General features: G+C 38.0%; 8 protein-coding genes. All 8 read left to right on the plus strand.

Annotated elements, in window-relative coordinates; translation table 11 throughout:
- The first annotated feature begins 38 nt into the window (after positions 1-38).
- The 8 genes from BBD42_RS12140 to BBD42_RS12175 all read left to right on the plus strand — a co-directional run bounded on the left by BBD42_RS12140 (position 39) and on the right by BBD42_RS12175 (position 13,697).
- Positions 39-875, plus strand: a complete 837-nt coding sequence (locus BBD42_RS12140) for a hypothetical protein (protein ID WP_099518323.1) — start codon at positions 39-41, stop codon at positions 873-875.
- Positions 876-926: 51 nt separating this feature from the next.
- A complete protein-coding gene (locus tag BBD42_RS12145; RefSeq protein ID WP_099518324.1) occupies positions 927-3,230 on the plus strand; it encodes an AAA family ATPase in 2,304 nt (767 codons plus the stop codon).
- Positions 3,231-5,120, plus strand: coding sequence for a UvrD-helicase domain-containing protein (locus BBD42_RS12150; protein WP_099518325.1), 1,890 nt, complete (start codon positions 3,231-3,233; stop codon positions 5,118-5,120).
- A gap of 53 nt (positions 5,121-5,173) precedes the next feature.
- Positions 5,174-7,240 carry a tetratricopeptide repeat protein gene (locus tag BBD42_RS12155; RefSeq protein WP_172455467.1) on the plus strand — a complete coding sequence of 689 codons (2,067 nt, stop codon included), beginning with the start codon at positions 5,174-5,176 and terminating at the stop codon, positions 7,238-7,240.
- A 1,700-nt stretch (positions 7,241-8,940) separates the two neighbouring features.
- Positions 8,941-11,355: an alpha-L-arabinofuranosidase C-terminal domain-containing protein gene (locus tag BBD42_RS12160; RefSeq protein ID WP_099518327.1), complete on the plus strand. Its 2,415-nt coding sequence runs from the start codon at positions 8,941-8,943 to the stop codon at positions 11,353-11,355.
- A 57-nt stretch (positions 11,356-11,412) separates the two neighbouring features.
- On the plus strand, positions 11,413-11,634 hold the full coding sequence (locus BBD42_RS31965; RefSeq protein ID WP_216364928.1) for a hypothetical protein: 222 nt from the start codon (positions 11,413-11,415) through the stop codon (positions 11,632-11,634).
- A gap of 180 nt (positions 11,635-11,814) precedes the next feature.
- The gene (locus tag BBD42_RS12170) at positions 11,815-12,795 is read left to right on the plus strand and encodes an ABC transporter permease (RefSeq protein ID WP_099518328.1); all 981 of its coding nucleotides are present in this window, start codon (positions 11,815-11,817) and stop codon (positions 12,793-12,795) included.
- Complete coding sequence (locus tag BBD42_RS12175; protein WP_099518329.1) at positions 12,795-13,697, plus strand: carbohydrate ABC transporter permease; 903 nt, start codon at positions 12,795-12,797, stop codon at positions 13,695-13,697. Before BBD42_RS12170 ends, BBD42_RS12175 begins: the two co-directional genes overlap by 1 nt.
- Positions 13,698-13,707: the final 10 nt, after the last annotated feature.

Below are 13,707 nucleotides of genomic sequence, written 5' to 3' on the forward strand. Positions count from 1 at the left end.
TTTTATTTGCAGTATAAAGTGAAAGGCAGTCGATTGATATGGAAATAATCTCAAACCCAGTGTTAATGGCAGCTATTGTGAGTAGTTCTATTGCTTTGGTTAGTGGTCTAGCACAATCAATCATTTCGAATTCGAAAAAACAGAGAGAAGAAAAAATTTACTATGAGAAGACTCTTGCGGACAAAATGATAAGAGTCTACTCACCTTTATTAATGTTACTTAATAATAGAAAACGAGATGATTTAATGATAGATGCTGAAGTGGAATTAATTATACGACAAGATGGGCATCTGTTATCAATTAGCAGATTAGAAGAGTTTCAAGAAATTATTGAAATCGAAAGTCGGTTTAATAGCTTGAATAATCAAGAAAAATCTGAATATCAGTTTTTGCGAGAAAAGCTTGTCTTCGAATTTCGCAGTGAATATGCTGTATTGCATGATGCATATAACCGTGGTTTTCAAGCTTATCAAAAAAAATATTCATTACCCTTCAAAGAATGGCTGGCTTCAAGGGCTATAAGAACATTTGGTTTTAGTACGATTGCATTCTGGGTTTTATTTTTTGCTAGCGATACATATTCAAGTAGATTGGTTCAGGGCGCAATGTTCATCTGGACAACTATCTCAATAGCAGTTACTTATATTTTTTTGACAGCAGCACTATCCTTCTTTGTTCAGATAAACAGAAAATCAGCATCGAATCTGTTTGTGAGCAAAAATTATGCGACTGAAAAAGCAGAATACAAGTGTATAGCATGTGGGATAAGGGCTGAAAGACTAAAAAACCAAAGGCTTGGAGAATGCTTTAATACGCATAGATGGCCCCATAGGTTGAAGGGACATCTAGCTAGATTTGATTGGAAAAAGATGTAGAGAAATGAGAAGCCTTCAAATAATAAATTGATTGAAAAGGTGGTTATTGAAATGCATATTAAGTATGTAGAAATTCAGAATTTCAGAAAATTAGTATCTTGCCGAGTAGAGTTTTCCGAAGATACCACTCTATTCGTAGGCGCAAATAATAGTGGGAAAACCTCCGCTATGGATGCTTTAAGAAAATTTTTAATCCGAAAGAACAAATTTACCGCAAATGATTTTACACTATCACATTGGGAAAAAATCAATGAAATTGGGCGTATGTGGGAGGAGGGGGATGATGATTTTGAACTTCCCTTGTCAGAGAGATGGTCGGAGTGCTTGCCCTCTTTAGATGTTTGGTTGCAAGTTAATGATACAGAAATACATCACGTATCGCATCTAATACCAACATTGGATTGGGAAGGTGGATTGCTTGGAGTACGTTTGAGACTAGAGCCAGGAAACTTTGAACAGTTATATAAAGAGTACCGTATCTCTAGAATAGCTGCCATTGAAACTATTAAGTCAGCTAATATATCTCAAATTAATGAAAGACCACTAAAATTATGGCCTAAAGATATGCATGACTTTCTTTCTAGGAAACTGGAGTCTCATTTTACTATCCAAGCATATATTTTGGATCCTTCAAAGTGTATAGAACCAACTAAGGGAATAGCTAATGCTCAAATAATACCTGAGGACCGTGGGCAAATTGATGGAGACCCGTTTAAAGGTCTTATTCTGATAAATATCATAAATGCGCAGCGAGGTTTTACTGATGTAGATACTGGAAAAGCTTCGGTGGAGTCGGGAGATTTTACTAATACAAACGGAAATCTTTCATCTCAACTCAGAAGTTATTATAACCATCATTTAAACCCATCCGAGTATCCTGATTCATCAGATATTCAGGCGCTACAAGCAATAGAAAATGCTCAGTATTCATTTGATGAGAAACTGCTTAAGGGGTTTGAGAACGCAAAAAAAGAATTGGAAAGCTTAGGTTATCCAGGTTTTAATGATCCTAAAATAACTATTTCTACTAAGATACAGCCAATGGATGGGTTAAATCATAATTCTGCGGTTCGGTTCGAGCTTTTAGGAGGAAATGCTGAATCAATTAATATTCCATTAAGTCTACCTGAACAATACAATGGATTAGGCTATCAAAACCTTATTTCAATGGTATTCAAATTAATGAGTTTTCGTGATGACTGGATGCAAGTTGGCAAAGTAGGTAAAAGAAAGTCTATCGATAAAGAGGACGTTATTCTTCCTCCAATACATTTGGTATTAATAGAGGAACCTGAAGCACATCTTCATGCACAGGTCCAACAAGTATTTATTAGAAAAGCTTATGACATACTAAATAAGCATGAAAATCTACGTAATCAAAAGTTGTTAAAGACTCAAATGGTTGTAAGTACCCATTCAAGCCACATTGCTCATGAAATGAAATTCTCCAGTCTGCGCTATTTTAGAAGAAAACCAGCAGGAAGTCTTAATGAGGTGCCTACGTCAACGGTTGTGAATCTTTCAGAAGTATTTGGTCCTGAGGAAGAAACAGACAAGTTTGTAACTCGATATTTAAAAACAACACATTGTGATTTGTTTTTCGCAGATGCGGCTATCTTGGTAGAAGGACCTGCAGAGCGTATGTTAGTTCCTCATTTTATTAGACGTAACTTTAAAAAGCTTAATGAAAGCTATGTATCATTACTTGAGATTGGTGGAAGCCATGCACATAGATTAAGGCCACTTATTGAACACTTAGGTTTAACGAGTCTTATAATTACTGATTTGGATTCAATTAAGCCAAAGGGTAAGGGCACTAATGCAATTCATCCTCGTAGGAGGCAAAAATTTCGAACTGGTAATAACACTTTGAAAACATGGGTGCCAGAGAAAGAAGAGATCGATTTATTATTAGACATGGATGATGCAGGAAAAACAAAGTATTACGATGACTTTTTCTCTATTAGAGTTGCTTACCAATGCCCGGTTTTAGTTGAATTAAATGCGATATGCGGAAAAGAAGAAGCGCTGTCAAATACATTTGAAGATGCAATTGTATTCAATAATATATCACTTTTCAAAACTATCGAGGGCGATGGAATAATTAATAGCTTTAAAAATACAGTTAATAGAGCTTCTACTGCAACAGAGTTAGGACTTAGTATCTTTAACTTGTTAAAAAGTGTAAAAAAAGCTGAGTTTGCCCTAGATCTCTTATTATTAAAAGAGAATGATTCACTTAATGTTCCTACTTATATTAATGAAGGACTTGTTTGGTTGCAAAACGAACTGCAAAAAAAACATCAAGATTTTGTGGTTCAAACAGTTGAGCAAAAAAATGAGGTGTTGATTTAAATGTCAATCGTAGATAAAAATAATGTTGATGATTATGTGGATGATGAGATATGCAGCTGTATGAATTTGGATAGACCGAAGAGCTTTTTTTTGTTTGCAGGGGCTGGTTCCGGTAAAACTAAATCTTTGGTTACATCGCTTAATAGATTTCAGGAGAAAAATTTTAATCGAATGAAATTAAGTGGCCAGCGTATTGCAATAATTACATTCACTAATGTAGCAAGTGAGGAGATTGAAAGACGTTTAGATTATAATCCATTATTTATTGTCTCGACAATCCACAGTTTTATTTGGGAACTAATCAAGGATCACCAGCTTGACATAAAAAAATGGTTACATGATAATCTCAAAATACAAATTGAAGAACTACAAGAAAAACAAAGGAAAGGGAGTAAGGGAACAAAAACTGCGAATGATCGTATAAGTAACATTGAATATAAAACAAAGAGAATTCAAAAGCTAAATAGTATAACTAAATTCTCGTATAGTCCTAATGGGGAAAATAAGGGAGTAGATTCCTTAAACCACTCGGAAGTAATAAACATAGGAGTGTATTTTTTAACTCAGAAACCATTATTGCAAAAAATCCTAATAAGAAAATTTCCTTTTTTATTGATTGATGAAAGCCAAGACACAAATACAAAACTAATGGATGCCTTTTTTAAAGTACAAAGCGATTACTCATCTGAGTTTGCTCTTGGGCTATTTGGTGATACTATGCAGAGGATTTACCTTGATGGGAAAGCGGATCTGGGAATGAACTTACCAACAGATTGGGCGAAACCCATAAAAAAAATGAATCATCGTTCTCCTAATAGAATCATTAAATTAATTAATAAGATTCGTTCGGTAGTAGATGATCAAGAGCAGTTACCTAGAACTGATGCCAGAGAAGGTTGTGTACGCTTGTTTATTTTTCCTAATGAAATTGATAAGAAAACTGCTGAAAATAAAGTAGTAAAACAAATGTTTGAAATTACAAAAGACTTGTCATGGGGTGAGAATTCAGATTATATTTCATTAATTCTTGAACATCATATGGCAGCAAGCAGAATAGGTTTTGAAAATATATTCAGTGCTTTAAACCCAGTCGATAAATTAAAAACAGGATTATGGGAAGGCTCGCTACCAGAACTAAAGTTCTTCACACAAATCATATTACCAATAGCGATTGCAAGAGATAATAATGATCAATTTATAATAACCAGCATAGTGAAAAAATATTCACCGTTACTCATTAAAAAGACAATGCGTTCAAGTACTAATCAACTTAAACAATTGAAACTAGCAAATGCTGCTATGAAAAAGTTGTTATCGTTGTGGGATGATAGAAAAGAACCAACGGGAAATGATATATTGCAATGTGTTGCACAATCTAAATTGTTTGATATACCAGGGAGTTTAACTCCATTAATTATTCCAGAAACAATCCAGAAATGCAACGAGACTAATGAGTCTGTATCTAATTCTGAAAAAGGTGCTGGTGATCCGGAACTGGATGCCTGGAGATTATGCTTAAGTTCTAATTTCAGTCAATTTAAAGCGTACGAATCGTATATATCCGAACAAACAAATTTTAGAACACATCAAGGAGTAAAGGGTCTTGAATTTCCTAACGTTATGGTAATTATAGATGATCATGATTCACGGGGGAAAACGTTTAACTATGAAAAATTGTTTGGAGCTAAGGAGAGAACAGTCGATGAGATAAAAAATGAAAAAGAAGGTAGGGATAGTAGTATTAGCAGAACTCGTCGTCTCTTTTATGTCACATGTAGCAGAGCTGAAAAAAGCTTGGCTATTGTTGCTTACACAGCAGAACCAGAAAAGGTAAAGAAGCACGTATTACAAGAGGGGTGGTTTGGAGAGGATGAAATAGAGATTCTTTAAATGACATAGTTATTTTTTGCATATTCAAAATGGTGGAGGTACAATTTTCTTTATTGAAAAGTGAAGGTGATAATATGCAGATGCCGTCGTATTTTGGTCCACAATTAATGGGAGGAATTCATAATTCAGCGGGCCTATCCTATCAAGATACATGTGCCTTATACAATTTCTTCACTTACTTAAATAAGGACGATGAGCTACTGAGCCTTGGAGTTGAAATGGTAAATGACTTTTCTATTCACAAAGAAGGGAATATAATAACTGCACAGGTAAAAAAACAAACATTATCCCTTAAAGATATGCTCAAAATTCTAGAGAAAACTCCCCTGAAGAGAAATGATACAATCCTGGTTGTTTGTGCCCAATTTGATGATGAATTGCGCCAAATTATAAAGAAGAGAGAAAGATTCAGGTATGCCATGCAATCTGACTTAGATTCTGATTGGAAAGAAACGATAATTTCTGATTTTGAAGCGGAGTTGGTAAAAAAAGAAATTGATCCTAAAAGTAATTTATTCGTTAAAAGCGAATATGTTGAACTACCCGCAGATATGGCGCATATGGCTTTGTTCTTTGTAATAATGAAATGGCTTGAGAGAGAAAAACGTACAGTGGATATATCAGGCTTTATGAATAGCTTATCAGTATATATTCAGAAATTGCGAGAAACAAGCGGTTCACTTTCGTTAAAACAATTGAAAGAATTTGCAGAAGAACATTCTACAAAATCCTTGGTCACAGAAATTATAGAAACAGCGTATAAGTCCCAATTCATTCAACCTACTGAGTTAATGTCTGTTTTAGGCGAAACAAAAGACGAGATTTATAGGCAATTAGAGAAAAGGATTCAAGAAGCGCAAGAGCATTTTAATAATCAGGAATTTAGTGAATCTTTGGAAATATACTCAAGTTTAGAAACGATATTCCGAAAAAAACTATTGAAATTTCAATGTGCTATACTTCATGAGTTATTAAATAATTATGACTGCGCAATAAAGTATTGCGATGAAATTATAAAAATGGATCCCACCCACTATGAAGCATATTTAATTAGAGGTTTGAGTTTGAAAGCTTTAAAGAGATTTGAAGAAGCTATGGAACAGTTTGAGTATTCACTATCATTAAAGGCTTCTGTTCTGGCACATTATAATTTGGGTTATATCTATTTCACATCTCAAAGTGTTGACTCTACTAAGAAAGCGATTGAGCACTTCAAATCGTGCCTTGAGATAGATAGTATGTTTAAATACGCGCATCTCAACCTAAGTATTGCCTATTTTCAAATGGGTATATATGGCGACTCTTTAAAGCATATAAACAAAGCTCTCGATATTGATCCAGAATCCTATGAAGCCCTAGCCCATAAAGGCGAACTTTACCGATTCTTTGGTTTATATGATGATGCAATAGATTATTTTGAACAATGCTTGACTAAACAAAAAGAAAATCAGCAGGCACTTTTTGGCTTAGCTCTTTGCTTTACGGAGAAAGGCTATCTCTCGGAAGCCGCTATCTATTATAAACGATTTTTCAAATTTCATTCAGATAAATTCTTTAAAAATGGTATTTCTAATTCAATTGGAAGAAAGGCCATAATTGTTGATTTAGGCTGGAAAAGAACCGTTTATGGACATTTTGAAGTCATTAAGGAAAATTTAATTTATGTTGATATAGCTGGAGTGCAGTTAAAGGTTTCTCTCAGTGTAGCAAAGGATTATATTTTTATAGGCTGTGTTCAATTTAATGTTGAAACTAATACTATTATATACCCAACGGTTGGAAAGTTTATGGAGACGAAAGAAGACTTCCAGGCCTTGATATATAAAATTCAGGAAACCGCTCAACTCGAACAGTTTTTTGATAAACCACTTTTCGTAGACTTTAATCATAGTATTGAGATAAATATTGAAGAACGCGAAAAGTATGTACTAATAGAGATGTTTTTTTTCGATCAACCTCTAGTTGTTGGTATTACAGACCAAAAGGGCGATGGTTTTAAGTCGTTTAAAGATTATTTTGAATTATACGGACAATGTCGTATACATTTTGAATGTGTTAAAACATCTGAAGTCTTTGTTATTGATGGCATTTCGAAAGTTATTATAAAGCCTCTTGTTTGAAGTAACAAAAATGGAAAAACAGTCTTCAAATTAACACTAGAGACATGCTTATATTTTATAGGTAGTTTGAATTTTAATGTTATCCAACATTCAGGAGATCAGGGGTTCAAAATTTGAGCTGTTTGTGACATTGAAATCAAGATAACTGGTTTCCAACTTTCTTTACATGGTATTTTTTAGCGGTTTCAGACTTTCTTTTTTTCGTATTTATCAAGAGCCGCTGCAAACCCAGTAGTATCAATAATTTTGGTTCCAGACTTTTTTATCACCCGACACTTGTGTGAAAACCTCAAAAAGTTGACCTAAGAATTACAAAGTCGCATCAAAGCTTATAAAGTCGTATCGAAAAGCCGAGCGAAACTCAGGTATCCACTCCTGTTTTCCTCGGCTCTTTTCATAAATCAGGGAAGCGGGTCTAGGGAGAAGGGGGGATCTTAAACGCCTCAAATCCCTTGTTCTATCAAGCTTTACCTCAATTTCTTTCTCCAATTTTCACTCCGATGCCGTTGCCCTAATCCCTTTCTTTCCCTTGCTCTACCCTGCCTTTACTCCTGCTTTTTCAACTCGAATTTATTTACTTTTTTATCACGTTTTTTCTCCGATTTGTAGGACGACTTTATTTGCTCAGGGTGAAATAGGTGAGAAGAGAAAAGGGGCGTTAAAGGCAGGTGCGGCAAGGCTTTGAGGTGATTTGGTGGGGGAGGGGGCGTAACACGACTTTTTAACGATTGCACACATTGTGATTCATTACAATAAAGTGTTGTTCTGAACAATAAAGTTTTGTTTTCTTTAAAATTAACACAATAAAGTCTTGTTTTCTTTCTAAATAGGGAGTTGCAAAACGGAAATTAAAATTTATGAATCAACAAGGGTAGTCCTAAGTTATTTTACAGGGCTACCCTTGTTTTTTTTGTGATTTTTAAATCGCTGTACTATTGAATCCTTTAGACTAGCTTTAAAAAGCTCAAATAAATGAATAAATGGTGATTGATATTAGTAAACAAGCGGGTCTACAAATGGCTTGAGAAAGATAAAATCAAATTTAATAGCAACTTAGAGGAAAGTCGTGATATTTGTATCCCAAAGAAACCATTCGAAAAAATTAATAACCCTTCTAAAGAATTTTTGAATAGAAGGCAAGATATGATGAGAAATGGTTTCCTCAAATTGACTGATCCTAAAGATGTTTTCCGCTAGGGTAGAGGTGTAGAATGACAGCTGTAAATACCGAATAAGAAGCTTGATTTCGATAGCATGGAAGTGTATCTGTCAGTTGCTCCACCGTACAGGGGCGATAATAGCTGTCCTCATCCATAGGAGTAGACCACAATCATGCAAGCTCCATATGTGTCTGTTTTCGCCAAGGTCGCAGATTATCTGATTGAACGTCGGCTAATGAGCGGTAGATTACAATATAAAAGACTGTTCCCAAATTACGTTAGTATTTGTGCATGTCATGATCTAAAAATCGGACAGTATTCGTATAAAGAATGGTCAGTATCTCCCTCGATTGATGGCGAAGTATGATGGTTTCATCATTTGTACGACTATAGGTATAGGCGAAGACAGGAATCACTAGATAGCATGCAAACGCTTACTGTTTCAATAGCCAATTAACTTAATATAGTGGGGCTCACATTAATTCGAAACGCAGAACATGCTACTACTGGTTCTATTGCCTAACGAAGGAGAGGTAAGAATTGACTGTTAAAGGTACTTTGACTATCCATGCCAATGAACGCGGGGCAGCAATGGGTGACTTGTTCGGTATTTTCTTTGAGGATCTGAATCATGCTGCAGACGGAGGACTGTATGCTGAACTTGTCCGCAACCGCTCCTTTGAGTTTGATCCGATTGATCATCCTGATTTTCATGCACTGACGGCTTGGGCCAAGGTAGAGCATGGAGGCGGCAAGTGTGAGGTTAGGGTTGAACGAGATATCCCTTTGAACAGCCGAAATGTCAATTACGCGGTCATTGATATTGAGGTTGAGGGTGACGGCGTCGGAATTCAGAATGAGGGTTTTAATAGCGGCATCCCAGTTAAATCAGGGGAAAACTATCTGTTCTCGATGTATGCACGTAGAAATAGTAGCTTCGACGCGCCTGTTAAGGTTGAACTGCAAGGGTTAGATGGCAGTATCTATGCTGAAGCCTTTATCATGGTGGAGTCGGACAAGTGGACGAAATACGAGGCGCGTCTAACGTCTTCAGCTACTGATTATAGTGGAAGGCTCGTTGTCAAGACCAAGGGTACAGGAAAGCTTTATCTCGACATGATTTCTCTGTTCCCTGCACTAACATTCCACAATCGAACGAATGGCATGCGTGAAGATATCGCCAAGATGATCGCTGATTTGAAGCCTAAGTTTATGAGATTCCCAGGCGGCTGCCTCGTTCATGATGGATCACTAAACGCAGATGACCGTGATTCGATGTATCGCTGGAAAAACACGATCGGTGCTGTTGAGCAGCGGCCAGCACGTCGCAGCAACTGGCGATACAATCAGACGCTGGGTCTTGGTTATTATGAATACTTCTTGTTCTGCGAGGATATTGCTGCCAAGCCAATCCCGATTTTACCAGCAGGTTATGATCCACATCATAAGAGAATTGTACCAATAGATGAGCTTCAGCCATGGATAGAGGATGCGCTCGACCTTATTGAATTTGCGAATGGGGATGTGACAAGCAAGTGGGGTTCGATTCGTGCCGGACTTGGCCATCCAGAGCCGTTCGATTTGGAATATATCGGAATCGGGAATGAAGAGGTAGGTGAGCCTTTCTTCGAGCGATATGCTTACTTCCATCGTGCAATTAAGGCGAAATATCCAGCCATCAAAATAATTAATTCCAGCGGTCCATTCTCGGCAGGCAGCGAATATGAGCGCGGCTGGCGATCTGCGCGCGAGAATAGGTCTGACCTTGTGGATGAGCATTATTACCAATCACCGGAGTGGATGCTGACGAATCACCGCCGCTACGACGGATTTAAGGCGGAAGATCCACATGTATTTCTGGGCGAATACGCTTCAGGGGGCAGTACCTACTACAATGCGCTAGCGGAAGCGGCTTACATGACCGGACTGGAGCGCAATGCACATGCCGTCGACCTTGCCTGCTATGCGCCTATGCTCTGCAACGTTGATTATATGAACTGGAGTCCAAATTTAATTTGGTTCAATAATCATCAAGTTTATGGCTCGGCCAATTATTATGTGCAGAAGCTATTCATGCATCATCAAGGCGATTATGTGCTTCCGGTTGAAGCGGAAGGTTTCAAGCCGCTCGTTCAGCTGGAAATCAGACCGATTGAAGGGATCATTGCGATTGGGGCTGATCAAGGCTCGGTCGAGTTTTCACGGATTCGTCTTGTCAATCACGTAACCGGGGATATCCAAGAGTTTAGCGGTGATCGAATCCTTCTGTCCGACACGCAGGAAGCACGTGTGAATGGCACGGCACGTCGCATGTTGGAGATTGAGTCAATTGCGAGTGAGCATTACACGTTGTCGATGACGGCAAGGAGGATAGAAGGACGCAAAGGGTTATTCATCCACTTCGGCAGAAGCGATGACCGGAATCAGATTTTATGGGAAATTGGAGGGTGGCAGAATCAGGACTCGATGATTAACGTCTTCGTGAACGGAAGAAGCTCTATCCTAACCCAAAGCTTGTTTACGGTAGAAACAGATGTCGATTACCATCTTGTACTGGAGGTTCAGGGGAGGACGATTCGAGCCTTTATCGACGGCACCCTAGTTGCTGATACAGAAGATCGACTACCCGTCATTGAACCGCTCTACTATTCCTCTAGCATAGACGAGGTAAATGGCGATGTCATTTTGAAGGTTGTCAATGTTCAAAATGAGGTTGCGCCTGTTCGCATCAATCTGGAAGGGCTCGATAATGTGTCATTGAATATTGAAATATCGGAACTGTCAGGATATGCCCTTGAGGACGAGAACAGCTTCGGAGATCCGAAACGAATTGTACCGTCATATACCGTGCTCCATTCGCAAGGTAACGGCTTCGACTATACGTTCTCAGGTCAATCGTTCACCGTATTGCGGATGAAGAAATTATCGAATGTCCACATTCGGGAGGAGAAGTAGAAGAGCGCCTACTTATTCGTTCATTTTAACGAGAAGAAGACGCCAGATGAGGAGCAGGTGTATTTCGGTGTCAGCCTTGATGGATTTAACTGGGAGCAGGTGAACGGCAGACAGCCGGTCTTGTGGAGCAATCAAGACGATCAAGGGGGACGTGGTCATACGATTGTGCGAACAAAGTCTGGCCGAATTTATACTCTAGCTATCGGCACTTATCGTGGCAATAACACAACGATTTTCCTGGACCATGCCTTCAACTTATTTACTGAAAAGCTGGACTAAGTGTTTCTAACTATAGCAATACAATGGGCTGCGGATCTATTGGCAGCCCTTTTATGTTTGAAAAACGATGTGGATAAGTTTATAGATATCACAAAAACGGACAGTATGTTTTGAAAAAATGGTCCGTATCTTGGATTAAAAACGGAAATTATAATAAAGGTAAGGAGGGGGAAAACAGAGATGAAAACGGATTCAAGTGTGATTGGGAACAAAGGCGCTCCAATTAATCGCATTACATGGATACAGTTTAAACGGCAATTATATCCGCAGACCTTTGTACTTTTAGGGGTTTTATTCCTATTAATCTTTTCTTACATTCCAATGATTGGGATCATAATGGCGTTCAAGGATTACAAAATTTCTACAGGTGTTCAGGGGATTTTCACGAGCGATTGGGTTGGACTCAAATATTTTTATGAGTTTGTGAACGATTACAGGTTTTATGACCTGGTTAGAAATACATTGGTAATCAGTATTCTGAAAATTATTTTTGCTTTTCCAATCCCGATCTTGTTCGCCATTATGTTGAATGAGCTGCGAGGAATGGCATTCAAGCGAATTGTACAAACCGTCAGTTACTTCCCGCACTTTATCTCTTGGGTTGTTGTGTTGGGATTGGCATATGTATTTCTTTCCGCTCAAGATGGTATCGTCAATACGTTATTGATGAATCTGCATATTATCGACAAGCCATTAAACATATTAACCGATCCAAGCAAGTTTTGGGGATTGGCAGTCGGAAGTGCTGTTTGGAAAGAAGCTGGTTGGTGGACGATCATTTTCTTGGCAGCGATTGCAGGAATCAACCCTTCCCTATATGAAGCAGCTCAGATGGATGGCGCTGGTCGTCTAAAACGAATCTGGCATATAACATTGCCTGGTATGCAAGGTGCGGTTATTGTTGTAATGGTTATGTCAATCGGTAGTCTACTGGGCGGCGGTTTGGTTGGTTCAAACTTTGAACAAGCTTTCTTGCTCGGAAATTCTGTAAACAGTGATACGTCTGAAATTGTCCAAACTTATGCCTTTAAGGTTGGTCTTGCAGAGGGACGGTTTGCATATGCGACAGCGATTGATTTTGTACAATCAATGATTTCGGTATTTTTAATTTTCACAAGCAACTATTTGGCTAAGAAATTTTCAGGACAGGGGTTATTCTAATGGATAGCATACTCAAACATTGGCGACGAAGAACCTTTGAGGATTGGGTTGTTGACACGTTAAATACGCTCTTGATGCTAGTTGTTTTAATCGCTACTTTATATCCATTTTATTATGTTCTCATCATTTCATTTAATGAAGGCGTTGATGCATCAAGAGGAGGGATTTACTTCTGGCCGAGGAAATTTACTTTAGAAAATTATACGACCTTCATTAATGATTATAAATGGAGAGCTGGTTTTCTTGTATCTTCTGCACGAACGATCGTTGGAACAGTGTTAGGTGTGTTATTTACAAGCCTTGTTGCTTACGGCCTGTCGTACAAGAATCTGATTTTTAAGAAGATATACTTTCCAATCATTATCGTAGCCATGTACTTCTCAGGTGGCTTAATTCCTTATTATGTTGTCCTTCGAGAATTGCATCTGTTGAATCACTTTGGTGTGTATGTCATTCCGACGATGTTAAATTTATTTTTCCTGCTCATTGCGATTTCATTCTTTAGAGAAATTCCGGAAGATTTGCAAGAGTCAGCGCGAATTGATGGAGCAAGTGATCTGAAGATTTTCTATACCATTATTCTTCCTGTATCACGGCCGCTTCTGGCTACGATGTCGCTATTTCTAGGTGTTGGCCAATGGAATTCATGGATGGATTCAGCCTATTTCGTCCAGAATGAGAACCTTCGTACATTGACATACCGGATGATTGAAATAACGAATCAAAGTACGATGCCGCTTGATGCAGCGAGCTCTGCTTACGCGAGCACAATGACCACGGTTACGACGTTTTCGATTCAAATTACAGCGATGGTTGTCGCGATATTGCCGATCGTCTGCGTCTATCCTTTCTTACAGAAGCATTTCGTAAAAGGTGTAATGCTCGGCGCAGTGAAAGGCTAATAATCTGCTA

Source organism: Paenibacillus sp. BIHB 4019 (assembly GCF_002741035.1).
Classification (GTDB): domain Bacteria; phylum Bacillota; class Bacilli; order Paenibacillales; family Paenibacillaceae; genus Pristimantibacillus.